The following is a 23,283-nucleotide window of genomic DNA, read 5'->3' on the forward strand; positions in this document are numbered from 1 at the left end:
CTACTCCTGCTTGCGCTTATTGGGTCGGCGTCCACCCCAAAGCGGACTGAGGTTCTGCTCGAGGTTGAACTTCTTGTTCATCCACTTGATGATCTTGGAGTAGACAAAGAAACTCCCACCGATGCTCACGACAAACGTCAGGCCCAGCCACATCGGGATCAAGGAGCTGTTGGGGTCGACGAACCGGGTGATCAGGATGAAACAGACGATGAAGAGAATCATCATCAACAGGATGTTCAATACGGTGGCAGCCAACATGAACCAGAGGGTATTCGATTTCTTAGACATGCTTTCCTTCCTTGGATTCCGAACGCTCGAACAGAATGCTGGCCGCAAGCAGGATGCCGCTGATGACCAGGGAGGCATCAGCTATATTCCAGGTCGGCCAACGTTCAAAGCCCAGAAATCCATAGACTTTGACGCTGATGAAATCCACCACCCTGAAGCTTCGGAAAATCCGGTCGATCAGGTTGCCGATGCCTCCACCCAGAAACAAGGCGAGCACCCAACGGTGGAATGAACTGAGTATGAAACGTTTGGAAAAAAACACCACGCACACGGCGATGACCAAAAGCACGGGGACAATGATGAAAAACAGCAGCTTGACGGCCAAGGGCAGACTGTCGCCCATACTGAAGGCAATGGCGGTATTACGCACATGGACGATAGCGAGAAAGTCACCCCAATACTGATAACCGACGGTGTTTTCTGCAATATGACGAACTATCCAAGCCTTGGAAAGCTGGTCTGCAAGGATAACACAAGCTGTAAGCAATAATGGCAGGTAGCTTCGTTTGTTCTGTCCCATAGTGCTGACTATACTATAACCCGGTTGGGTTGGCAACAAAGACAACGTTAAGTGAGAAGGTCTCACGGATGTGTTCCATGAGCGCCAAAGGTCCGAACGTCTCGGTCACATAATGCCCCCCGGCGATCACCGTAATCCCGCCTTCGGCGGCATCGTGATAATACTGGTGCTCAAACTCTCCGGTTATAAAGCAGTCAAGGCCATCCGAAAGAGCTGCGAGCACATCCGAGCTCGCACCCCCGCTTACGATTCCCACTCGGTGTATCACCTCATCACCGAATGGAAGGATCAGGGGGTTCTTGAATCCCAACCTGGCTGATATCCACTCTGCACTCCGACCATCGGCCAGCGTACCCTTGAAGCCCAGCATCCGGCCCTTGTGCTCTGCAAAGCCTTGGATGTCCTGCAGCCCCAGCTTTCTTGCAATGGTAATGTTGTTACCCACCTCGCTGTGGGCGTCAAGTGGAAGGTGGGCCGCATATACATCCAGATTTCCCTCAATGAGCGTCTTCAGCCTGGTGTAGTGAGGCCCGCACACGGCAAGCGGCTGTCCCCAGAACAGGCCGTGATGAACCACCAGCAGGTCTGCACCCGCCTCTATTGCCCCCTCGAATACGGCCTGACAGGCGTCCACGGCAAAAGCGACGGTATGCACCTCGCGATCGAGGGGCCCTACAACCAGGGAATTCATTGAGCGATCAATACCCTCAAACGAGGCAACTTCCAGATATGCATCAAGATAGGTGACCAGTTCACTACGTTTCATAGCCATAGTATAAAGAGTTGACACCTTTTGTTCCACCACCTATAGTTCGAGCATGACCGATACACAGGTACGGGTAAAGCCGCTTACATATGAAGAAGCTTCCTTTGATTTCGACCTCGCAACCATTCGAACATGCAGGGCTCTTGGCAGCAGTGAGCCGATTGTCGGGCAACCACGCGCCCTGAGGACGCTCGAACTGGGTCTTTCCCTCTCCAAAAGCGGCTACAACATCTTTGTCAGCGGCGACAGCGGCAGCGGCAGGCACAAGGCGGTGCGCCATGCAGTTCAGAATCTTATCCACGACACCTCGTCGCTGTGCGACCTCGTCTATGTCTACAACTTCCTCCAACCCAACAGTCCGAGGGTACTTACCTTCACGTGCGGGGATGGGCAGCTGTTTTGTGATGCTTCAGAGGCATTCAACCAAGAGCTTCTCTCCCTGGCCCTGCAAAAGCGGGATTTTTATGCAACGGCCCTCGAACTGGTTTCAGAATTCGAGGCGCAGTTCCCCCAAGCATCGCTTCGTGACCATTTCGACCATATACGCATGGACCTCAAGCGGATGGACAAGCACATCCAGGGCCTTGATGAAAAGGCCTGCAAAGCCGATCCTATTGCCACCAAATACCGGGCGAATCTTCTGGTAAATCATGCAAAGGCCACTCAGAGACCTTTTATCATTGAATCACATCCATCCTTTTCAAACCTCTTCGGCTCGGTGGACAACGAGCAGAAAATGCCCCATTTGGGCCTGCATGCAGGAACCCTGCTGGAGGCGAGCGGAGGCTTCTTGGTCATCGATGCCGAGGAGCTGCTCAGCGAGCAGGGACTGTGGGACGCGCTGAAGCGCTACCTTGATGCCAACGCCCTGACTGTTGAGAGCGGAGCCATCACCAAGGGTGAATTACGCAGCGCCTCCATCAGGCCGCAGATGCCCCCGTTGCCGGTCAAGGTCATTCTTATCGGCAGTGAGGAGACCTATGACACCCTCACCGAAGGCGATGAGCGCTTTCTCACCCTTTTCAAGCTCTGTGCACAGTTTGACTACTCGATGAATCTTGATGAGAAGGCCATCGCCCAGACAATCGCCAACCTTGACAGCTATGCAAAGCAGAACCAGTTGCTCGAGCTCAGTGACGAGGCTTTTCTCCAGCTGCTCAGATACAGCTGCTGGTATGTGGAGTCCCGCGAACATCTGAGCACCCAGTTCTCCACCCTCTACGACCTGCTCGAGGAGGCGAACTGGTGGGCGCGTTATCATCGGAAGAACCAAATCGACGATCAGGTGATCCTCACCGCCCATGCAGAGCGGGAGTATGCCAACGGCATCAGCGAGACCAAGATCAACGAGGAAATCATCAGCGGCGATATGATCATCAGCCTGAGCGGCACCAAGGTCGGGGTGGTCAACGGCTTGGCCGTCATGGACAGGGGGAGCGCATCCTTCGGGACTCCCACGGTGATCAGCTGCACGGTGGCGCCGGGCAATGAGGGTATTGTAAACATCGAGCACGAGGCCGGTCTGAGCGGTGAAATCCACGATAAGGGGCTGTTGATTCTCGAGGGGTACCTGCGCAAGCACTATGCCCGCACCTTCCCCCTTTCCATTTATGCAGGAATCGCCTTCGAGCAGTCCTATGCCGAAGTGGATGGGGACAGCGCCTCCTCAAGCGAGCTGTACGCCCTGCTGTCGGCCATCGGGGAGCTTCCCGTCCGCCAGGACATCGCCGTCACCGGTTCGGTGAACCAGATGGGCATGATCCAGCCGGTGGGCGGCATCAATGAAAAAATCGAAGGATTCTTTCATACCTGCCAGGCGACCGGCCTGACCGGAAGGCAGGGGGTCATCATTCCATTTCAGAATGTACGCAACCTGATTCTCGGCTATGAGGTGCTTGAGGCGATCAAGGCCAAACAGTTCTTCATCTACCCCATCAAGACGATCGATGAAGGCATGCAACTCTTGACCGAACGGCCTGCAGGCATCCGCAATGCAAAGGGCAACTACAGCGCAGGCAATTTCAACTACGATATCGAGGACAGGTTGCGCAAGATGTACCAGGCGGTCCTAGCCAACAGAGGTTAGGCTGCGCAGCTTCTTTAAAAAAGGAAGTATGTAGGCAAGCGAGAGTACAAAGGTAAGCACATCGGCGATGGGCTGGGCGAGCTGCACCCCTGCAAGCCCGACGAGACCGGGCAGCAGTGAGATGACAGGAACAAAGAAGAAACCCTGTCTGGCAAGGGCCAATACGGAGCTTGAGCTGCCGTGGCCGGTACTTTGGAACACCATCCCGCTCAAGGTATTGAACGAGGACAGCGGCATCAGGATGCACTGGTAGCGTATGGCAACCGTCCCGATGGCGATGACCGTCGGGTCTGAGAGAAACAGCAGCATGATATAGTGCGCTCCTGCAAAGCAGACCACACCGATGAAGGTGAAAGCCAGAACTCCGGTTCGCACACAGAACGTATAGGCTTCAATCAGACGGTCGTAGCGCTTGGCTCCCCAGCTGAAGCCGGCAACCGGCTGCAGGCCTTGTCCGAATCCTATCAAAGCCGAGTTGAGGAACTGCATCACGCGGGTGGTGATGGACATCGCAGCTATCGCTTCATCACCGAATGGGGCGGAGAAAACATTCAGACAAATCGCTGAAACGGTGTGCAGCAGGGTACGAAAGAGCGAAGGGGCTCCAACGGTGAAGATATCACGATAGATCCACCACTTCAGTCTCACATGCCGGAGGGAAAGGTGCAAGTTGCTTCTTCTCTTGACGAAATGCGAGAAGAGAATGAAGAAACTGAAGCCCTGACTGAGAACTGTTGCAAGGGCCGCCCCCTTGATGCCCATGCCCAGAACAAAGATGAATATCGGATCGAGTATCACATTCAGGATGGCACCGCTGCTCATCCCGAGCATGCCAAGGTGGGCCTTCCCCTCCGAACGGAGGTTGTTGTTCATCGTATAGCAGACCGCCATCCAAGGTGCACCGACGAGAATCACCGAGGCATAGCTGACCGCTTCGGTCTCGATGGTGGGGGTTGCTCCCAAGAACCGTACCAGCGAGGTGGTGCCGGCCAGACCGGCCAGGGTGAACAGCAGGGCCATGCTCATCGAGGTGAAAAAGGCGGTGCTGAAAACTTGGTCTGCCTCAGTGCGTTGCTTTGCGCCAAGCAGACGCGAAACCGTATTGGCAGACCCCTGGCCGAATGTGATGCCGATGGACTGGATGATGCTCATGATCGAATAGACTATCCCCACCGCAGCACTGCTTTCGGTCCCCAACCGACTGACGAATATGGTATCGGTCATCGAGTAGAATGAGGTGATGAGCATGCTGATGATCGTCGGGGTAGCCAATTGAAGAATGAGTGATCTCACCGGTTGCTCGGTCATACGCTTATAGTTCTGCTCGGCGTTGAGCGTTTGGAATTTCATGCAGAGAACCATCCATGCATCATGATTCCTGCAGCCACTGCGACATTCAACGAACCTTTGGTCCCCGCCTGGGCGATGGACAGCCTGCCCAGCGAAGCTTCACAGGCGCCAAGCAAGGCCGGACTCACCCCCAGCTCTTCACTGCCTATCACACCAATCCCTTTGGCCGGAAATGGGAATACATCAAGTTCGGTTCCTCCGGTCTCCAAGGCGAACAGGGGAAGATCGAGGATCTTCAACCGGGCGAGCATCGCTTCCTCACCGAGCACCTCATACTCCACAGTCCGGGTGCACCCTCGGCTTGTTTTATAGGTTCTTGGATGATCGACGGCGGCACAACCCTCCACCAGATAGATTTTCTGAATGCCGAAGGAGTCGGCCGATCGGAAGATGGAGCCGATATTGTACGGCGAGCGGAGACGGTCGAGGACCAGGATGTGGTCGAGAATCGTGCGCTGGCTCGAATCCAGGTTACCTTCCTCATCAACGAAATCCCAATCGGCACTATCGCTGCCCAATGCCTGAAGCAACAAATAGTGAATGTCTTCACAGGCGACAGCCAGCTCGGCCTCCTGGAGCAGGGAAAGCTTTACACCAAGTCCTGCCAGGCGTGCAAGCTCGCTTTCGCCGAGCACCGAGCGAAACTGAGGAGAGTCGAACAGTCCTGTCAGGGCCGCAAGATATGCGGGTTCATGCTGATTGCGCAGGGCAAGCGTTGCCTGTTGGTGAAACAGCAGGGCGCACTTGCGTACGCACGTACGATCCTTGAGCGTTTTAAGCTTCGCTATCGTTATCATCGCTTTCACCCGTTTGTTTTGGAGCGACCAGTACGGCGAACTCCCCTTTAACCGCATCCCTGCCGGCAAGCGTGGAGGCAACCTCGGCAGCGGTACCCTGGAGGAACTCCTCAAACTTCTTGGTCATCTCCCTGCCCGCAACCAACGTACGTGTCGCATCGAGGGCGGCGATCTCTTCCAAAGTCTTTATGATACGGAACGGGGACTCATAGAGGATGAAAGCTTCGTCACGCTGCAGCAACTGTGCAAGACGCTTGGTCCTTCTTCCCTTTCTCGGGCTGAGGAATCCTTCAAAGGTGAAGCTCTTGCCGACAAAGCCGGCTACGCTGACCAGCGTTGCAACAGCACTGGGGCCGGGAATGGGAACTACAGGAAAGCCCGCCTGACGGACGGCGGTGACAACCCTGGCCCCGGGGTCGCTTATGCCGGGAGTGCCGGCATCGCTGACAAAGGCCACATCCAATCCACTGCCCAGCAACTCCACGATACCCTTGGCCGAGTTGATCTCGTTGTGGGCGTGACAGGCGATCAGGCGCTTGGAAATTTCGAAGTGATTCAGCAGCTGCTGGGTGTGACGGGTGTCCTCGCAGGCGATTACATCCACGTTCTTCAGCGTCTGTACAGCCCGGTAGGTGATGTCCTCAAGGTTCCCGATTGGTGTCGCCACCATATAAAAGGTACTCATGCGCTTCAGTCTACATGCTCTCATTCATCCTTACAAGCGTAATGGGTTGGTATCGTTTCCCACACGGTTTGGTATTTTTCACCATAAGGTAGGAAAAACCCCCTGCATTTACCCGAATCCTACAGAAAATCAATCATTTTCTTCTGGTTTTTAAAAGTTGGCACGCCTTTTGCATAGCTATCTACGTAACAACGAAACCACAACAGCCACCCGGTGGCGAAGGAGACAATGATGCAGATGTTTAAAAGAATCGCCGATATCTTCAACTCACACGTCAATAGTGCTTTGGACAAGCTTGAAGATCCGGCAAAGATGATCAGCCTGATGATCACCGAACTGGAGGATACCCAGACCAAGGCCCGTTCTTCCATGGCAGCCCGTAAAGCGGAGCAAACAAGCCTGGAGAGAGAAAAGGCTGAGTTTGAGAAATCCGTCCTTCGTTGGGAAGATCGCGCAAAGCTGGCCATCACCAATGGTCGTGAGGACCTGGCCCGCGAAGCCCTGTTGGAGAAAAAGCATGCCGCCGAGCAAATCAAGCGCATCGAGGAGCAACTTGCCAACCTGACTTCAATTCTTGCCAGCCAGAGCGCCCAGCTCACCCAGATCGCCGATAAGCTCAAGGAAGTCAAGGACAAACAACAGATCCTCGTCCAGAGAGCCAGAAGCGCCAAGGAGAAGAAGCAGGTCGCCCAGACCCTGAAGAGCAGCGATAGTGCAGACCTTGCCCGTAAGTTCAGTGAGCTCGAGAGCAAAATCGAGCGGATGGAAGCCGATGCCGAAATGGCAGGCTATCATGGATCACCTTCTGCGAGCGATGAGTTTGCAAAAATGGAATCCGATGAGGCCATCGAGGCCGAGCTTGCAAGCTTGAAGCAGTCCATGACCAAGAAGAAGGAGCAGAAATAATGTACTACGACAGAGAAGAGGATCGTACCCTGTATCGTGAAAGACGGGGCATGATATTGGGAGTGTTCCAAGGATTGGCCACCTGGTCGGGGCTGCCGGTACTCCTGCTCAGAATCATCGGCCTTATCCTGCTCTTCTCGGTTGGATTCGTTCCGATGGCCATCGCCTACATTCTGACAGCACTCATGCTGCCTTCACGATAACCGAACCAGACATTTTTTCATGACTGTCATTGAGTTTCTTCCTTGAGCAGGGCATCATTTGATGTCCTGCTCTTCTTCTTGCAGGCGGTCCTGATATTTTCGGTACAGTCCCCGCAGTTGGTCATAGGTCAGATTGAGCAGCTTTGCAGCCTCTTTCTGGTTGCCTGAAGCGTTCTTGAGGGCTTGTTTGAGATACTTGAGGTCCAGCTCAAGTCGTGCCGCCTCGAATTGGCTCAAATCGAGCTCTGCCTCCTGAAGGGGCAGGACCGGCTGTTGCTGACTCGTGCGCTTGAATGGATTGTCGAACGGGTTGAACTCAAGGTGTTCGATCAGTGAAGCGTCGCTGCGATAGACAGCCCGCTCAACAACATTTTTCAGCTCACGGACATTACCCGGCCAAGGATAGCAGAGCATCTGGGAGATGACGTCCTCACTGAACGAGGGCATCTCCTTGCGCCCGCACTCAAGGGTCATCTTGGAGGCAAAATAGGTTGCCAACAGGATTATATCCTCGCCCCGCTCGCGAAGCGGGGGAAGGAAGAGCACCTCGAAGGAGAGGCGGTCCAGCAGGTCCTCCTTGAACTTTCCCTGTTCGCACAGGGTCGGCAGGTCGGCATTGGTCGCACCGATGATCCGTACGTTCGTTTCATGGGTCACCGACGATCCCACCCGCTCGTAGGTGCCGTACTCGACCACCCTGAGAATCTTCTCCTGGACTTCCAAGGGGATGAGACCGATCTCATCCAGAAAGAGCGTCCCGCCTTCGGCTTCCTCGAACCTGCCTTTGCGGGTCTTCTGCGCTCCGGTGAAAGCTCCTTGCTCATAGCCGAAAAGTTCTGTTTCAATGAGGGAGGGCGGAAGGGCGGCGCAGTTGACCGTTACCAGGTTCTGCTGCCACCTCGGGGAGAGGAAGTGGAGACGTCTGGCGGCAATTTCCTTGCCGCTGCCCCGTTCTCCTACAAGCAGCACCGAGCGATTCACGGTTGCAGCCCGGCTGAGCTTGCTTTGGAAGTCAAGAAAGACTTCACTCTCACCCAGGGGTTGCTGATTGTATCCGGCTTGCACGGCTTCCATACACTCCACCTCACTTGGTAAATTTAGCCATCCTTGGCAGGTTTCACCAGCGTTAGGGTAGCACAGCTTGGTGAGAGCGAAAAGAGGAAGGGCCGCAATCCTAGGCAAAATGGCGATTTAGATATTTTTCTTTAAACTTTTAATAGTTGGCACGATTCGTGCATCTAGATTTTCACGAACACAGGTGGTACTACTACCTAAGGAGAGAAGTATGGGAGTGTTTTCAAGATTCTTAGATATTGTCAACGCAAATATCAACTCACTGCTCGACAAGGCGGAAGATCCGGAAAAGATGATCAAGTTGATGATGCAGGAGATGGAAGATACCCTGATCGAGCTGAAGAGTTCCTGCGCTGCGAAAATGGCCAGCAGAGCCAAAACCGACCGCACCTACAAGGAGGCGCTCAGTGCTGTCGATCGCTGGCAGAGCAGAGCGGAGCTCGCCATCAGCAAAGGTCGGGAGGATCTGGCCAGGGAAGCGTTGCTGGAACGAAAGCAGGCAAAGGCGGCCCTTGATCAGCTGCAGGCTGAGCTCAGTGCATACGACGACTTGATCAGGACTGCAAAGAGCGAGATCAATCAGATCGAGGACAAGCTTACCACGGTCAAGCAGAAGTATCAGATGATGGTTGAGCGGGCCAAGCGTGCTCGCGAAGAACAGGCTGCACAGGAGGCTCTCAAGCGTGCCAACGACAGCAGCACCTTCGGTCGGTTCAGCGATATGGAAGAGAAGATCGACCGGATGCAGGCAAACAATGAGATGAATCGGCCCACCAATTCTTCTCTCGACGACAAGTTCAGGGACCTGGAAGAGATGGATGACATTGATGCCGAAATCGCTGAACTGCGCAAGCGCGCCGGCTTGTAAAGTAGAGGCGAAGCATGGAAGCTATTTGGATTCTATCTGTCATCTTCACGTTCATCATCATCATTTCCACCATCGATCATCGGTACAACCTCAGGAAGAAAAAGATCGATGCCGCCCTCAGGATGCGGGAGATGGAGATGGGACTCCCTCCGGGAACCTACAGTTCCACCAAGATCAAAAGCGGGAAAAACCGGAATACGGTCGATCCATCCTTCACTGAATGGAAGCAGACATCCAATAGGACTGAACTGAAGAAGGGTATCGATGATTTGCAGCAGAGGCTGGCAAATCTGGAAACAATAATGAACAACCGGAAGGCAAAGCCTGAAGGTATGCAAGATAAGGAATGGAAGGAATGATTGCTATGGCTACCAAAAAATTGTACAGATCCCCTCGGGGAAAGATTTTCGGGGTTTGCACCGGCCTTGCTGAGTGGAGGGACCTGCCCGCCGACCCAGTTCGTCTGATTGTTTTCCTGGTGGTGCTTGTCACCGGAGTGTTCCCGGGAGCCTTGATCTACTTGGCTGCCGCCCTCTTGATTCCCATGAATCCAGGATACGACTACTCTGAGAGCACAATCTACTCCAATGACGAACCCAAGCAGAGTGAAGCGGAGCTGAAAGCCGAGTACGAGAGACTCAAGCGCAAGGTCGAAAAGATGGAAAGCGAAATGTTCAACAAGGAACGGGATTGGGACGACCGATTCCACCAGGGAAGCTGATATGCTCAAAGATACCAAGGCCAACAAGATTTTCCTGATAATTCTGGTGGTTCTGTTGGCCCTCGGCTTCACCGTAAGCAGAGGGTGGACCATCCGTAGCAGGGACAGCCGGACCAACCAGTCCATCGATTTCGCAACCACCGATTCGCTGAAGGTTTCGACGATTTCCAATGACATCGTCATCGAAGTGGACAACGCCGCCAAAGGCGCTTCCGTTTCGATTGGAAAAAATGAGTCGGACGTCCTGTCGGTCTCGAAAACCGGCAGGAGCCTGAACGTGGACGTCAAACCCAAGAAAGCATGGTATTTCCGCTTCTTCTCCTACTCCCCCTCGGCGCTGGTCATCACCCTGCCCGCATCCCGCCTGGACGGCCTTGAGCTTTCCAGCATCTCGGGGGATATCCGGATCCTGCACCCCATCCAGGGCAGCACTTTGGTTGCCAGGAGCACCAGCGGAGAGATCGATTTCTTGACCTTGACAGCCGATCAGAGCATTAAACTGAGCAGCATCAGCGGCAGCATCAATGGAAGTGAAGTTGCCGGTAAGCGTTCGGTTGAACTGATGAGCACCAGCGGAAGCATCGAAGTACAGAGCGTAGAGGCTCAGGATGCAAATCTCAAATCCATCAGTTCCAGCATTGAGGCAGAGGTGGAGATCCTGGACGGAGGATCGCTGAACGCCGCCTCGACCAGCGGTTCCGTGCAGATTGATCTGAAGCAGAGCTCCAACCTGAAGATCCAAGCCTCCAGCACCAGCGGCCAGATAGTTTTCAATGATAAGGATATGGGAAAGAGTGCGGCATTTGAGACGGGAAGCGCCAGAAACAAGGTGAACCTCTCCACTGTGAGCGGTTCAATCAAGCTCTGGTACTGAATTGCAGGCATTACAGCCAGGCTGTCTCGAAAGAGGCAGCTTTTTTATTTGACTAGCAGTCTATCCATCGGTAGCATACCTATATACCAGAGGAGGCACCGTGCAGCGTAGTGAAAAGCTTTTATATCTTCTGATGGTTCTACTTATCACCTTGCTCTTCATTACCGCCATGGCCCTCGAGGGCCCGCTCGAGGTGGTGGGACAGGTTGTATCCTTACAGAGAGAAAGTGCACGTCTGATCAACGATTTCACCCTCTACGGGGTGGGAACTGCACTCTTCAATGCCGCAACCGTAGGAACGCTTGGTTTGGTTTTGGTCTACTTTGCCACCGTCAGTCTTTCTGGACCCACCCTCTCTGCAATCCTGACGATGATGGGCTTCGCCTTCTTCGGCAACACCCTGCTCAACTGCACTCCCCTCATCCTGGGAGTATGGCTTGCCAGCAAGCTCGCACGGAAAACCTTCGGTTCCTACAGTCTCATCGCCCTATTCGGCACCGCTCTCGGACCGCTGGTCACCTATGTCATGTTCTCCCTCGGCCTTCCTTATGCACTTTCCATCCCTCTGGGGTTGGTTTCAGGAGTTGCTGCAGGCTTCATCCTCCCTGCAGTCGCCGGCTCGATGCTGCAGCTTCATCAAGGCTACAATCTGTACAACGTCGGCTTCAGCTGCGGCTTCATCGGCCTGTTTGCAGCGAATCTGCTGCTCGCATCCAACAAGATGCAAGCCATAACCATTGCATGGAATACTGCGTACTCCCTCTCCCTCACCCTGCTTGTCCCCGTTTTCAGCCTCACCCTCATTATCACCGCCATCGTCGTCGACAAACCCAAGCGCAGCATGCAAGGACTGCTTGCCATCCAGAAGCTGTCCGGACGGCTTCCCTACGACTTTTTCGACACCGGGTATTTCGGCGGTACGCTGCTGAACATCGGCCTGCTCGGATTGTTGTACTGGACCTATGTACTGGTAGTTGGAGGTGTCATCAACGGCCCGGTCATCGGAGGAATCTTCACCATCATGGCTTTCGGAGGTTTCGGCAAAACCTTGAAAAACACCACCCCGGTGGTTGTAGGAGTCATTCTTTCCACCTTGCTGTTCGGCAAGTCCCTTACAGCCCCCGGGCCCTTGCTTGCAGCGCTTTTTGCCACCACACTCGCCCCTATCGCCGGTCAATTCGGCATCATCGCCGGCCTGCTTGCAGGCTTCATCCACCTGATCATGGTGGAAGTAACGGCTTCCTGGCATGCCGGCCTCGACCTCTATAACAATGGATTTGCAGGAGGTCTGACCGCAAGTTTATTCATCGCCATCCTGCAATGGTACAAGACCAATCGCCCGAAGGAGGATTTCACCACATGAAACGAAAAGAGTTTCTCGGACGACTGATTGGGGAAGTAACAAACTTCCTGCTCGAAGGCAATCCCCTCCGACTCGTCGTCTCCCTGCACCAGGAAGACGATGGTGCACATATCAGCTTCTTCGACGACCGGCCGAGGTCGGAAGAGGAGATTCAGCGAATCTACAACTCCCTCAATCCCCAAAAGAGCAGACCAGAGCTCGCCGAATACTATGGTTTGATGGCCGGCCACGATATGGCGTGGGATGCACGACTGAAACTCATCGGCTGGCAGATCAAGCATGCCAGTGTTGACAATTCGGACAGCGGATTGAGAATCGACCTGTGGTTGGGCAGTGATGCATTCAACCCGGAGAACTTTACGTTGAATAAGAAGGAAAAGAAGAAGTAATTGCAACAAATCTTATATTTTTTGTTGCATAAGCTCTTTTAGTTATGGGTTCTGTTGTATATTAATGCAGAATCTGTTGCATAATATTCCAATTTTGGCTATCATCCCTACAATTTAAGCGGATGGAGCAGCCATGAACACATGCTTTCTACTTCTCGAAGACGGAACCTTGTATCAGGGCAACGGGTTCGGATTGCAAGCCCCGTTGCTTGACGATCATCTCTGTGCAGCAGAGCTCGTCTTCAATACCAGTATGACCGGATATCAGGAGATTCTGACCGATCCCTCCTACCATGGACAGATGGTGGTCATGACCTATCCGCACATAGGAAACTATGGCTGTGAGCCTGATTTCGATGAGGGGATTTCCTCTCCAAGTCCCATTTGTTGTACCGCTCTTATTGTTCGAGCAGCATATGAAGGCCCTCTTCCTTTGAAGAGGGTCTCTTTAGATACCTACCTATCCGAGCATAAAACAGTCGGGATTACCGACATCGACACCCGCTGTCTTACCATCCATCTGAGAAAGCATGGTGCACAGAATGCAGCAGTCTTCCGGACCATGGACGGGAAGCTGACAGACCACCAATACCACCGGGCTCTCGAAAAGCTTGCAGCCTACCCGCATGTCGGACAGCGCAATCTTATTGAAGGTGTTGCAACAAAACAGACGATTACAAACCCGAAGCTACCCAACCTCCCCAAGCATCCGAAGCTCAGGTTTGCCGTGGTGGATTTCGGTATCAAACGTTCCATCATCGCCGAGCTGTACAAACGGAATATCGCCGTTACACTCTTCCCCCCTTCGGTCCAGGCAGAAGAGATACTTGGAAGCGGCTGCGATGCAATGCTGCTCTCCAACGGGCCCGGGGACCCGGCCCTTCTTACCGAAGCAGTGACGATGACCAAAGCGGTTATGGACTCCCTACCTGTCTTCGGGATCTGTCTGGGCCACCAGCTGATCACCTGGGCGCTGGGAGGAAGAACGTATAAAATGAAGTACGGCCACCATGGCGGCAACCACCCCGTCATCGACATCCGCACCAAAGCCTGCTTTGTCACCAGCCAAAACCACGGATACGCAAGCCAGGAGGATTCCCTGCCTTTCGAGGTCGCAGTCTGGCTGCGCAACGCCAACGACAACTCCGTCGAAGGGCTGTATCACACCAGCAAGCCCATATGCTGTGTACAGTTCCACCCCGAAGCCTCACCAGGCCCCCGGGATGCCTCATGGATTTTCGATACCTTCATCCGGACTGCACAGGAGGCAAAAGCATGAGTGCCAGAACCGACATCAAGAGGATTCTCGTCATCGGCAGCGGCCCGATCGTCATCGGCCAAGCCTGCGAATTCGATTACAGCGGGACACAAGCGGTCAAGGCGCTGAAGGAAGAGGGGTATGAGGTAATCCTGCTCAACCCCAATCCTGCAACCGTCATGACAACCCCCTCCTTGGCCGACAAGGTCTATCTCGATCCCTTGAAGGTAGAATATGTCGAACAAATCTTTCAACGCGAGAGACCCGATGCAATCCTGACCACCATGGGAGGCCAGAGCAGCTTGAACCTTGCCCTGGAACTGGACAAGGCGGGATTGCTCGAGCAGTACGGGGTCGAGGTGATCGGCTCCTCCATAGCCTCCATCAAACTTGCCGAGGACCGAGGCTCCTTCAAACAAGTGGTGGAGGGACTTGGCTTGGAGAGCGCCAACAGCCATGTTGTACACTCGCTTGCTGAAGCACAGTCGAAACTTGCAGACTTCCCTTATCCGCGCATCATCCGTCCCTCCTATACATTGGGAGGAATGGGTGGCTCGATCGCCAACAACGAACAAGAGTTCCCCGAACTTCTGCTCCACGCCCTCGAGACCAGCCCGACCGGCGAGGCGCTCATCGAGGAGTCCTTGATTGGATGGAAGGAGTTCGAGATGGAGGTTATGCGCGACAAAGCCGACAACGCGATCATTGTCTGCTCGATCGAGAACATCGACCCCATGGGAGTGCATACCGGGGACAGCATCACCATCGCTCCCATCCAGACACTGGATGACAAGCTCTACCAAACAATGCGAAATGCTTCAATAGCAATCCTGCGTGCGGTAGGAGTCGACTGCGGAGGCAGCAATGTCCAGTTTGCAGTCCATCCAGAGACAGGGAGAATGGTGGTCATCGAAATGAATCCGCGTGTCTCCCGATCGTCGGCCCTTGCCAGCAAGGCAACCGGATTTCCCATCGCCCGCTGCTCGGCGAAACTCGCAGTAGGCTATACAATGGATGAGGTGGTCAATGAGATCACCGGCCAATCGGTCTCCTGCTTCGAACCGGTGCTGGACTACTGTGCCGTCAAGGTCCCTCGCTTCGAGCTGGAGAAGTTCCCCCTCCCAATCTCGGCATTGGGAACACAAATGAGAAGCGTAGGAGAAGCCCTTGCGCTGGGGAGAACCGCCTTGGAGGCCTTGAACAAGGCCATCCGTGCATCCGAACGCAAGCTGGAAGGCTTGTGCGACCTGGTTGCGATCGGCCGCTACAGCGAAGTGGAGGTGGAGCAATTCTTAGGCAGTGCACACCCGCTGAGACTCTTGTCCGCCTATACCACGTTGGTCAGAAAAGGGCCATCCAGCCTGCCTATGATCGAACAAATCACCAAATTCGACCGCTGGTTCCTGCATCTGCTGGTGCAGCAATACGAGTTGGAACAAGCCATCCGCTCCAAGCTCGATCAGCAAACCCTGCTCGATGCAAAGAAGGCCGGTATCAGCGACCGTCATCTCGCCTTCCTTACCTCACAAACGCCACAGGCCATCGAGCGGCTGCGCTATGCCTATGAAATGCACCCGGTAAATCACCATGTCGATACCTGCTCGGGTGAGTTCGATGCCCTCACTCCCTATTTGTATACCACCTACGACGAAACGACCGAGGCCAAGCCAATGGGAGAAGAAGCGGTAGTCATCCTTGCCAGCGGTCCGAACAGGATCGGCCAAGGCTTGGAGTTCGACACCTGCTGCACCCTCGCCTCCCTTGCCTACCGCAAGTTGGGCAAGAAGACCATCATGATCAACAGCAACCCGGAGACAGTCTCGACCGACTTCAACATCTCCGACCGTCTCTATATGGAGAGTCTGGCTTCCGAGGAGGTCAAGGAAATCCTGCGTCTTGAACGAGCGAAGCATGTAGTGGTTCAATTGGGAGGACAAACCCCGCTGAACCTTGCCGGCGACCTGATCAAGGCAGGCGCCTCGATAGTCGGAACAAGCCTGAAGGGACTGCTTGATGCCGGAGACCGTGGAAAATTCTCCGCCCTGGTCTCCGAGCTCGGCCTCAGGCAGCCGAAGAACCGCAGTGCCAAACGAACCGAGGATATCCTTCCCCTGGCCAAGGAAGTCGGATTTCCCGTCCTCATCCGCCCCTCCTTCGTACTCGGGGGACGAGGCATGTACATCGTCTATGATGAAGAGGCCTTGCTTGCGCTCACGCACCTTGAGGCCAGCGAAGAGGCTCCCGTTTTGGTTGACCAGTTTCTGGAGGATGCCTTCGAGTATGACCTCGATGCGGTCTGTGACGGCAAGAGCCTCTACATCGGAGGAATACTGCAGCATATCGAGGCTGCAGGAATCCACAGCGGCGATTCGGCCGCCGTCTTTCCACCCTACAAGTCCAGTCCCCAGATCCTGGAGCAGATGCAGGCTTGGGCGCACAAGCTCGCCATAGCCTTGGACACCAGGGGTCTGATGAACATCCAGTTTGCCGCCAAGGACGGGCTCTTGTACCTCATCGAGGTAAATCCCCGCGCTTCCAGGACCATTCCCTTCATTGCCAAGACCTCTGGCGTCGATCTCATCGAGGCGGCGGTACGGGTCTGGGAAGGAGAGGATTTGGTCTCCCAAGGCTTGGTGAAAACCGTTGGAGGCAGGGCGATGGGAACTTGCAGGACCGGGTGGGCGGTCAAGGAAGCGGTGTTCAGCTTCGACCGTTTCTCCAATGTCGACCCCGCCCTCGGACCGGAGATGCGCTCAACAGGAGAGTCGATCGGCCTAGGTAAAACATTCGGCGAGGCGTTCGCAAAGAGCCAGATCAGCGCGGGCAACAAGCTGCCTGTTGCAGGAAAGGTCTTTGTCAGCGTCAACAAGAAGGACCGCGCCACCATTCTGCCGGTTGTGCAGAAGCTGGTAGGCCTGGGCTTTGCAGTAGCGGCAACCAAGGGAACTGCAGGCTTCCTGTTCGAACAGGGAATCTTGTGCGAGGTGATGCAGAAGGTCCATGAGGGGAGGCCGAACATCATCGACTATCTGAGGAGCAGGCAGATTGCCTTGGTGATCAACACACCGATGGGCTACCAGGCACACGCCAGCGACGATGAGATCCGCAGCATCGCCATGCGACTGAAGATTCCCTACACCACTACCACCAGTGCCGCCATAGCTGCTGTACAGGCAATCGAATACCTGCAAAAAAAACAAGTGGTTGTTCGTTCCCTCTCTTCCTAGGAGCAATTGCCTTTTGGGTCCTCTTACGATAGTATGACAATACTTTACAAAGGAGACCCAAGAGGGACCGAGTATGTCTGAAGAAGTATTTTCCCAACGAACAACTACCTGCGGGGCGCTGACCAAGGCTGACAACGGAAAAACCGTCGTCCTCAATGGCTGGGTGCACCGTGACCGAAATCATGGCGCACTGCATTTCATCAACCTCAGAGACCGTTACGGCATCACCCAGGTGGTAGTCGATGACGATGCGTCACCAGCTCTCCAGGCTGTTGCAAGCGAGCTTCGTCTCGAATACTGCATTGCCGTCACCGGTTTCGTCCGCCTTCGGCCCGACTCCATGGTCAATCCCGAGATGAGCACCGGCGAGATTGAAGTAAAGGCACAGAGCATCGAGATTCTCAGCCGCTGCGCCCCTCTTCCTTTCCAGATCGATGACGGCAAGGAGACACGCGAGGACCTCAGGCTCAAGTATCGGTACCTTGACTTGCGCAGCCAAGGCATGCAGCAAAGGCTCAAGCTGAGGCATGATTTCATTTTGGCGTGCAGAAAGTACCTTGCAAGTCGCGATTTCTATGAGATTGAGACTCCGACCTTGATCAAGAGCACCCCCGAAGGTGCCCGCGACTTCCTGGTTCCCAGCAGAATCTATGCAGGCAAGTTCTATGCACTTCCACAGAGTCCCCAGCTCTTCAAGCAGATTCTCATGGTCGGCGGCATGGACAAGTATTTCCAAATCGCCCGCTGTTACCGTGACGAGGACGCCCGCGGTGATCGTCAGCTCGAGTTTACCCAGCTGGACCTTGAGATGAGCTTCGTCAAACGCGACGATGTCCTTTCCTTGATGGAGGACCTGTTCAACAGCGTCTTCAGGGAAGTCATGAACTACGAGCTGCCCGCACGCTTCAGACGGCTTTCCTACAACGATGCCCTGAATACCTACGGCTGCGACAAGCCCGACCTTCGTTTCGACCTTCCCCTCAGTGATGTGAACGACCTGGCCCAAAAGAGCAGCTTTGCCACATTCAAGGACATCGTCGCCAACGGCGGGTATGTCAAGGCACTGTGCGCTCCCAAAACCGAGGGTGTGGACTTTTCCCGCAAGTACATCACCGAGCTTGAGGATGCCGCCAAGATCTACGGAGCCCAAGGGCTTGCCTGGATAAAGGTGGGTGAGAACAAGAATCTTTCGGGTGGAGTGAGCAAGTTCTTCAGCGGTCTTGAAGCTGAGCTTGTCGAAAAACTCGGTGCCAACGAAGGGGATATGATTCTCTTTGTCGCCCACCAGAACTGGAAGAAGTGCTGTGCAAGCCTCAGTGCCGTACGTACCAAGCTCGGCAAGGACCTGAACCTTATCAGAAAGGGTTTCGAGTTCTGCTGGATCATCGACTTCCCCCTCTTCGAGTACAATGAGGCAGGCGGACACTGGGAGGCCGCACACCATATGTTCAGCATGCCCCAGGCCGAGTACCTCGATACCCTCGAGTCCGATCCGGGCAGCGTAAAGGGTGATTTGTACGACCTGGTCCTCAATGGGTATGAGGTAGCCTCCGGCTCGATCCGTATCCACGATGTCGAGCTTCAGAAGCGCATCTTCCGCATCTGCAACTTTGATGACAAGACAGCAGAGGAGCGCTTCGGCTTCCTGCTCAATGCCTTCCGCTACGGGCCTCCCCCGCACGGCGGCATTGCTCCGGGAGTCGACCGTATGGTGATGATCATGAGCGAGCAGACATCCATCCACGAGGTCATCGCATTCCCGAAGAATACGGCTGCAGTCAGCCCGATGGACGATTCACCGTCCGAAGTCGACCAGCAGCAGCTTGACGATTTGCACTTGATCATCAACTATCCCAAGCCTAAAGCTTGATTTGGAGAGCCCTGGAGCAATCCGGGGCTCTTCCTTGACAAAGAGGGCAAACGGCCCTAGTGTGTAAAAGACATCTGCGGGACTGCAAATCCTGCGGATGTCTTTATTCTATGCAGAGAGATGCCCTATGAAAACAAACCTTGCGCTGACTGTATCAAAAATCAATATCTTCAATAATGTGGTGCTTGCAATCAGCAAGATCAGCATCGGTGTCGTCGCTCACTCGGCAGCCCTGCTCAACGACGGTATCAACAACGCCGGAGATGTAGTCAGCTCGGTCATCGCCTCGGTGGGTATTTCTGCGGCCGGAAAAGAGTCCGATGCAGAGCACCAATACGGACATGAACGGTTGGAGAGCGTTGCAGCCATTCTTTTGTCGGGTATCATCATGGTCGTGGGGCTGGGCTTGCTCGTTGATGGAATCTCCTCAATCATAAAAGGCTCCTACCATGAGAAACCGGTCCCCGGCCTGCTTGCCGTCATTGCAGCCATTGTCTCCATCGTAGTAAAGGAGATCATGTTCCTCTATACCCGATGGGCGGCTAAGAAGACAGCCTCTTCGGCCCTGCTTGCCTCAAGCTGGGACTCACAGAGCGATGTGCTGGCCACCACCGGCGGCTTGATCGGCATCCTCTTTTCCCGCATGGGGTACCCGATCGCCGATTCCATTGCAGCCATCATCATCGCCCTCTTCATCTTCCGTGTCGGTGTGCAGGTATTCCGCGACGGGGCCGACCAAATGGTCGACCGTGCCTGCAAGGAGGAGACGGTCCAGCAGATTCGCACCGTCATTCTCGACCAGGAAGGGGTCCGCGGCTTGGACCTGCTGCGAACAAGAACCTTCGGTTCTCGTTGCTATGTCGACGTGGAAATCTCCGCCGATGGTCTGCAAAGCCTGGTGGATGCACACTCCATCGCCGAACGCGTCCATCACGCCATCGAGAAGAACTTCCCCCAGGTAAAGCACTGCATGGTGCATGTAAATCCCAGCAGGCAGAAGAAACTATAGTTTACGATATATCAGAAACTTTAATCGTAAATACATAATTTTTACGATATATCGTATTTTTACCATAAAAACTCTTTACTTTACGATATACCGTAACTATACTGCCATTAAAAGGCAGAACATATGATACTCAATAGAAATCAGTATCTTGACCGAGTCAAGGCCTTCATGCACCAGGATATCATTAAAATACTCACTGGTATCCGGCGTTGCGGCAAATCGAGGCTGCTCTCCCTCATAAGGGAAGAGCTCCTCCAACAAGGAGTGCCGCAGTCACATATTCTTCTGGTGAACTTTGAATCTTTTCAATTGGATTTTGAGAAAACCGTGAAAGCTGTGTATGCAGCCGTCCAAGCATTGACGAAACAAGCAGCAGGAAAGAAGGTATATCTATTATTTGATGAGATTCAGGAAATTGAGCATTGGGAGCGGGTTGTCAATGCCTGTCAAATTGATTTTGACTGCGATATATACCTAACGGGCTCGAATGCTTACTTATTGTCCAGCGAACTTTCCACCTATCTCAGCGGAAGGTATATTGAGATTCAGGTGTATCCCTTCTCTTTCCGGGAAGTATGGGAGTATGGAGTTCTCAACGAGAAGACAGCTACCAAGGAGCAAGCATTTGAAAAATATCTGAATCTTGGTGGACTGCCTTTTATTCATCAAAACTCTCTTTCCCCAGAGAATGCGCGAGTCTATCTTGAAGATGTCTTTGAGTCAGTTTTGGTAAAAGATATCATAGCCCGCAACAAAGTGCGTGATATCGATACATTAAGGAGAATTCTTATCTATTGCGTGGCGAACAGCGGCAGGATGTTCTCTGCCTCGAGTATCGTTAAGTACCTGAAACATGAACATCTGTCCATCTCTTTGGATACGTTGTATCGGTACATCGAATATTTCAAGGCTTCATGCCTTGTCCTTCCCGTCAGCCGATTCGATATCAAAGGGAAAGAAGTCCTGCGATTTCAACAAAAACTCTACCTCAGCGACCATGGGTTCAGACTCGTTGCATTCTCCAGCAATGTACGTGATATTGAACTCATTCTTGAGAATCTGGTTCTTCTTCATTTGCTTCAATACGGCTATACGGTTTTTACAGGTCACTTGGACGGGGTAGAAATCGATTTTGTTGCACATAAAGGAGAACAATTACTTTATATCCAAGTCTGCTACCTTCTAGCCAGCGAAGAAACAAGAGAACGTGAGTTCGGAAATCTTGAGAGAATTCGGGATAACTTCCCAAAATACGTAGTCTCCATGGATCCGATCAGGCAAGGCCGCAACGGCATCGAGCACTCCCATATCATCGATTTCCTCCTATCAGAACCCCTCTAAAAACTTCCCTCACGTTTTGCCGGTGTGCTATGCTTTCAGACATACAGTCGCATACCAAAAGGAATACGATCTTATCATGATGGAAACCATGCTGCGTACCCAGATTCTTCTCCTTTGTCTTATGTTGCTCGGCTTCTGCTATGCCGCCACAACGTGGAAGCCCTTGTTCGGCGGCTTGGGTTCTTCGCTCTCGCTTCGGCTCTACCATCTCTTCATTCTCTTTACCACCATCATGCTGGTCACCGATCTTCTAGGTTGGGTTTTGGATGGGAGACAGGATAAAGGTGTACATCAGATTCTGCTGGCGGCCCACACAATCTACTATGCCATACACGCCCTGCCGACCATCTGTTATATTCTCTATGCCGATCAGCTGCTCTACCAAAATCCAGAGAGGTTGAAACGTTGGGCAGTACCTCTGATAATCCTGGCAGGCTTGCTTGCACTTGCTTCATTGGCCTCCCCAATCACTGGATGGTTCTTTCACGTCGATGCGCAGAATGTATACACTCGAGGAACATGGTTCATCGGCTATGCTGTTGTCCAATTGCTGCTGCTGGGAGCATCACTCATCCCTCTTATCGGAGCCGCAAAGAAAAGTACGGCAAGGACGTATTGGACGCTGGTCTTCTTTCCGGTCATTGCATTTGCAGGGGGCCTGCTTCAATCGTTGTTCTATGGCTTGGTGTTGATCTGGCCGGTGACCACGGTATTTCTTGTGGCTGCAGCGCTGAACATCCAGAAAAACCAAATCGGCATCGACCACCTTACCGGCATCTCCAACCGTTTGTTGTTCGATGAAATGCTCAATCATCATCTGCATCTTCAACAAGGATTCGGCTGCATCCTGATGGACCTGGACGGGTTCAAGCAGATCAACGACACGTTGGGGCACGATGCGGGCGATCAGGCGCTCCAGGAGATGGCCAGGATTCTCAGGCGGGTGGCCGGACCCAAGGACATCGTAGCCCGCTACGGCGGCGATGAGTTTGTAATACTGATGCATGAGGCTTCAGAGTATCACCTGCAGGACTTGGTTTCGAGAATCGAACTTGAAGTGGCGATGAGCAACCAGTCCTCCAAAAGGCCGTATCTGCTATCGGTGAGCATGGGATACGCCATCTTCGACTCCTCACTGTTTTCCGATGACAAGAATTTCATGGCCGGCCTCGACGGGGCCATGTATGAACAGAAGCGGAGCAAGCTTGGCAACAGGAAGTGAGAGGACCGTCATGCTCGCTGGAAATATCGTCCTGTATGGGCTATGATGGAGAAAACGATGACAAGGAGTAATCCATGGGTGATAAAAAACATATACGTGCAGACTTTGTTCCGGGCCACTACCAGTTTACAACCGACAAAGGCTCCAGTTTCACCATAGGGCCTGAGAGCGCTCCCTATGACTACCTGCTGGGCGCACTATCGGGCTGTCTGTTTTCAACCTTTGAGGAGCTTGCGGTAAAGATGCGCGTAAGCTGGGAGCATGTCAGTTTTGAGGTGCATGCAGAGAAGCGCGAGGACGTACCGACCACGCTTCGGGAGCTTTCCATAACCGTAGAGGCTACCGGTGTGGACAACCAGCAAAAGTTCAGCAAAGCCTTTGAGACTGCTACGCGCTACTGCTCCATCTACCAGACCATCAGCGGTGTCAGTGAAATGCACTGGTCTGTGGATTTCAGGTAATTGCA

General features: G+C 53.6%; 23 protein-coding genes. 16 read left to right on the forward strand and 7 right to left on the reverse strand.

Annotation, left to right across the window (positions count from 1 at the left end; translation table 11 throughout):
• The 3 genes from MUG09_RS15630 to MUG09_RS15640 are packed head-to-tail and all read right to left on the reverse strand — an operon-like array spanning position 1 to position 1,574.
• Positions 1–288 (reverse strand): leader peptide processing enzyme, encoded by a 288-nt coding sequence (locus MUG09_RS15630; RefSeq protein ID WP_244772363.1) that lies wholly within the window; start codon positions 286–288, stop codon positions 1–3.
• The gene (lspA, locus tag MUG09_RS15635) at positions 281–808 is read right to left on the reverse strand and encodes a signal peptidase II (RefSeq protein WP_244772364.1); all 528 of its coding nucleotides are present in this window, start codon (positions 806–808) and stop codon (positions 281–283) included. The genes MUG09_RS15630 and lspA overlap by 8 nt, the downstream gene beginning before the upstream one ends.
• A gap of 13 nt (positions 809–821) precedes the next feature.
• Positions 822–1,574 (reverse strand): Nif3-like dinuclear metal center hexameric protein, encoded by a 753-nt coding sequence (locus MUG09_RS15640; protein ID WP_244772365.1) that lies wholly within the window; start codon positions 1,572–1,574, stop codon positions 822–824.
• 52 nt (positions 1,575–1,626) lie between these two features.
• On the opposite strand from MUG09_RS15640, the gene MUG09_RS15645 reads away from it, so the two are divergent.
• Entirely contained in the window at positions 1,627–3,660 is a 2,034-nt protein-coding gene (locus tag MUG09_RS15645) for a Lon protease family protein (RefSeq protein WP_244772366.1), read from the forward strand.
• On the opposite strand, the gene MUG09_RS15650 is transcribed toward MUG09_RS15645, so the two are convergent.
• Genes MUG09_RS15650 through rsmI form a run of 3 tightly spaced genes read right to left on the reverse strand, consistent with a single transcriptional unit; the run spans position 3,643 to position 6,492 of the window.
• Entirely contained in the window at positions 3,643–5,010 is a 1,368-nt protein-coding gene (locus MUG09_RS15650) for an MATE family efflux transporter (RefSeq protein ID WP_244772367.1), read from the reverse strand. The genes MUG09_RS15645 and MUG09_RS15650 overlap by 18 nt on opposite strands.
• Entirely contained in the window at positions 5,007–5,807 is an 801-nt protein-coding gene (locus tag MUG09_RS15655; RefSeq protein ID WP_244772368.1) for a TrmH family RNA methyltransferase, read from the reverse strand. The genes MUG09_RS15650 and MUG09_RS15655 overlap by 4 nt, the downstream gene beginning before the upstream one ends.
• Entirely contained in the window at positions 5,785–6,492 is a 708-nt protein-coding gene (rsmI, locus tag MUG09_RS15660) for a 16S rRNA (cytidine(1402)-2'-O)-methyltransferase (protein ID WP_244772369.1), read from the reverse strand. The genes MUG09_RS15655 and rsmI overlap by 23 nt, the downstream gene beginning before the upstream one ends.
• A gap of 231 nt (positions 6,493–6,723) precedes the next feature.
• Between rsmI and MUG09_RS15665 the strand changes: the two genes are divergently transcribed.
• Positions 6,724–7,398, forward strand: a complete 675-nt coding sequence (locus MUG09_RS15665; protein WP_244772370.1) for a PspA/IM30 family protein — start codon at positions 6,724–6,726, stop codon at positions 7,396–7,398.
• On the forward strand, positions 7,398–7,601 hold the full coding sequence (locus MUG09_RS15670; RefSeq protein ID WP_244772371.1) for a PspC domain-containing protein: 204 nt from the start codon (positions 7,398–7,400) through the stop codon (positions 7,599–7,601). Before MUG09_RS15665 ends, MUG09_RS15670 begins: the two co-directional genes overlap by 1 nt.
• Positions 7,602–7,655: 54 nt before the next feature.
• Here MUG09_RS15670 and MUG09_RS15675 read toward each other — a convergent pair whose 3' ends face one another.
• Positions 7,656–8,675 carry a sigma 54-interacting transcriptional regulator gene (locus tag MUG09_RS15675; RefSeq protein ID WP_244772372.1) on the reverse strand — a complete coding sequence of 340 codons (1,020 nt, stop codon included), beginning with the start codon at positions 8,673–8,675 and terminating at the stop codon, positions 7,656–7,658.
• Between the two features lie 211 nt (positions 8,676–8,886).
• On the opposite strand from MUG09_RS15675, the gene MUG09_RS15680 reads away from it, so the two are divergent.
• The 13 genes from MUG09_RS15680 to MUG09_RS15740 all read left to right on the forward strand — a co-directional run bounded on the left by MUG09_RS15680 (position 8,887) and on the right by MUG09_RS15740 (position 23,278).
• Positions 8,887–9,543, forward strand: a complete 657-nt coding sequence (locus tag MUG09_RS15680; RefSeq protein ID WP_244772373.1) for a PspA/IM30 family protein — start codon at positions 8,887–8,889, stop codon at positions 9,541–9,543.
• A gap of 14 nt (positions 9,544–9,557) precedes the next feature.
• Entirely contained in the window at positions 9,558–9,902 is a 345-nt protein-coding gene (locus MUG09_RS15685; protein ID WP_244772374.1) for a hypothetical protein, read from the forward strand.
• 5 nt (positions 9,903–9,907) lie between these two features.
• Positions 9,908–10,264, forward strand: a complete 357-nt coding sequence (locus MUG09_RS15690) for a PspC domain-containing protein (protein ID WP_244772375.1) — start codon at positions 9,908–9,910, stop codon at positions 10,262–10,264.
• Position 10,265: 1 nt separating this feature from the next.
• Positions 10,266–11,138, forward strand: a complete 873-nt coding sequence (locus tag MUG09_RS15695; RefSeq protein WP_244772376.1) for a DUF4097 family beta strand repeat-containing protein — start codon at positions 10,266–10,268, stop codon at positions 11,136–11,138.
• A gap of 100 nt (positions 11,139–11,238) precedes the next feature.
• The gene (locus MUG09_RS15700; RefSeq protein ID WP_244772377.1) at positions 11,239–12,501 is read left to right on the forward strand and encodes a DUF1576 domain-containing protein; all 1,263 of its coding nucleotides are present in this window, start codon (positions 11,239–11,241) and stop codon (positions 12,499–12,501) included.
• Entirely contained in the window at positions 12,498–12,890 is a 393-nt protein-coding gene (locus MUG09_RS15705) for a hypothetical protein (protein WP_244772378.1), read from the forward strand. The genes MUG09_RS15700 and MUG09_RS15705 overlap by 4 nt, the downstream gene beginning before the upstream one ends.
• A gap of 133 nt (positions 12,891–13,023) precedes the next feature.
• Positions 13,024–14,169, forward strand: coding sequence for a glutamine-hydrolyzing carbamoyl-phosphate synthase small subunit (carA, locus tag MUG09_RS15710; RefSeq protein ID WP_244772379.1), 1,146 nt, complete (start codon positions 13,024–13,026; stop codon positions 14,167–14,169).
• A complete protein-coding gene (carB, locus tag MUG09_RS15715; protein WP_244772380.1) occupies positions 14,166–17,375 on the forward strand; it encodes a carbamoyl-phosphate synthase large subunit in 3,210 nt (1,069 codons plus the stop codon). The genes carA and carB overlap by 4 nt, the downstream gene beginning before the upstream one ends.
• A gap of 73 nt (positions 17,376–17,448) precedes the next feature.
• Positions 17,449–19,245 (forward strand): aspartate--tRNA ligase, encoded by a 1,797-nt coding sequence (gene aspS, locus MUG09_RS15720; RefSeq protein ID WP_244772381.1) that lies wholly within the window; start codon positions 17,449–17,451, stop codon positions 19,243–19,245.
• Positions 19,246–19,372: 127 nt separating this feature from the next.
• Positions 19,373–20,254: a cation diffusion facilitator family transporter gene (locus MUG09_RS15725; RefSeq protein WP_244772382.1), complete on the forward strand. Its 882-nt coding sequence runs from the start codon at positions 19,373–19,375 to the stop codon at positions 20,252–20,254.
• A 123-nt stretch (positions 20,255–20,377) separates the two neighbouring features.
• Positions 20,378–21,595, forward strand: a complete 1,218-nt coding sequence (locus MUG09_RS15730) for an ATP-binding protein (RefSeq protein WP_244772383.1) — start codon at positions 20,378–20,380, stop codon at positions 21,593–21,595.
• Between the two features lie 76 nt (positions 21,596–21,671).
• Positions 21,672–22,817 (forward strand): GGDEF domain-containing protein, encoded by a 1,146-nt coding sequence (locus MUG09_RS15735; RefSeq protein ID WP_280529370.1) that lies wholly within the window; start codon positions 21,672–21,674, stop codon positions 22,815–22,817.
• A 74-nt stretch (positions 22,818–22,891) separates the two neighbouring features.
• Positions 22,892–23,278, forward strand: coding sequence for an OsmC family protein (locus MUG09_RS15740; RefSeq protein WP_244772384.1), 387 nt, complete (start codon positions 22,892–22,894; stop codon positions 23,276–23,278).
• The last annotated feature ends 5 nt before the right edge of the window (positions 23,279–23,283 follow it).

This window comes from Sphaerochaeta associata, from assembly GCF_022869165.1.
Taxonomy (GTDB): Bacteria; Spirochaetota; Spirochaetia; order Sphaerochaetales; family Sphaerochaetaceae; genus Sphaerochaeta; species Sphaerochaeta associata.

Coding starts and splice junctions, on each gene's coding strand:
- MUG09_RS15740 (WP_244772384.1), top strand. CDS start 22,892: ATGGGTGATAAAAAACATATACGTGCAGACTTTGTTCCGGGCCACTAC.
- MUG09_RS15695 (WP_244772376.1), top strand. CDS start 10,266: ATGCTCAAAGATACCAAGGCCAACAAGATTTTCCTGATAATTCTGGTG.
- aspS (WP_244772381.1), top strand. CDS start 17,449: ATGTCTGAAGAAGTATTTTCCCAACGAACAACTACCTGCGGGGCGCTG.
- MUG09_RS15670 (WP_244772371.1), top strand. CDS start 7,398: ATGTACTACGACAGAGAAGAGGATCGTACCCTGTATCGTGAAAGACGG.
- carA (WP_244772379.1), top strand. CDS start 13,024: ATGAACACATGCTTTCTACTTCTCGAAGACGGAACCTTGTATCAGGGC.
- MUG09_RS15630 (WP_244772363.1), bottom strand. CDS start 288: ATGTCTAAGAAATCGAATACCCTCTGGTTCATGTTGGCTGCCACCGTA.
- MUG09_RS15675 (WP_244772372.1), bottom strand. CDS start 8,675: ATGGAAGCCGTGCAAGCCGGATACAATCAGCAACCCCTGGGTGAGAGT.
- MUG09_RS15640 (WP_244772365.1), bottom strand. CDS start 1,574: ATGAAACGTAGTGAACTGGTCACCTATCTTGATGCATATCTGGAAGTT.
- MUG09_RS15685 (WP_244772374.1), top strand. CDS start 9,558: ATGGAAGCTATTTGGATTCTATCTGTCATCTTCACGTTCATCATCATC.
- MUG09_RS15725 (WP_244772382.1), top strand. CDS start 19,373: ATGAAAACAAACCTTGCGCTGACTGTATCAAAAATCAATATCTTCAAT.
- MUG09_RS15665 (WP_244772370.1), top strand. CDS start 6,724: ATGCAGATGTTTAAAAGAATCGCCGATATCTTCAACTCACACGTCAAT.
- MUG09_RS15680 (WP_244772373.1), top strand. CDS start 8,887: ATGGGAGTGTTTTCAAGATTCTTAGATATTGTCAACGCAAATATCAAC.
- lspA (WP_244772364.1), bottom strand. CDS start 808: ATGGGACAGAACAAACGAAGCTACCTGCCATTATTGCTTACAGCTTGT.
- MUG09_RS15730 (WP_244772383.1), top strand. CDS start 20,378: ATGATACTCAATAGAAATCAGTATCTTGACCGAGTCAAGGCCTTCATG.
- MUG09_RS15645 (WP_244772366.1), top strand. CDS start 1,627: ATGACCGATACACAGGTACGGGTAAAGCCGCTTACATATGAAGAAGCT.
- MUG09_RS15690 (WP_244772375.1), top strand. CDS start 9,908: ATGGCTACCAAAAAATTGTACAGATCCCCTCGGGGAAAGATTTTCGGG.
- carB (WP_244772380.1), top strand. CDS start 14,166: ATGAGTGCCAGAACCGACATCAAGAGGATTCTCGTCATCGGCAGCGGC.
- MUG09_RS15650 (WP_244772367.1), bottom strand. CDS start 5,010: ATGAAATTCCAAACGCTCAACGCCGAGCAGAACTATAAGCGTATGACC.
- MUG09_RS15705 (WP_244772378.1), top strand. CDS start 12,498: ATGAAACGAAAAGAGTTTCTCGGACGACTGATTGGGGAAGTAACAAAC.
- MUG09_RS15735 (WP_280529370.1), top strand. CDS start 21,672: ATGATGGAAACCATGCTGCGTACCCAGATTCTTCTCCTTTGTCTTATG.
- MUG09_RS15655 (WP_244772368.1), bottom strand. CDS start 5,807: ATGATAACGATAGCGAAGCTTAAAACGCTCAAGGATCGTACGTGCGTA.
- rsmI (WP_244772369.1), bottom strand. CDS start 6,492: ATGAGTACCTTTTATATGGTGGCGACACCAATCGGGAACCTTGAGGAC.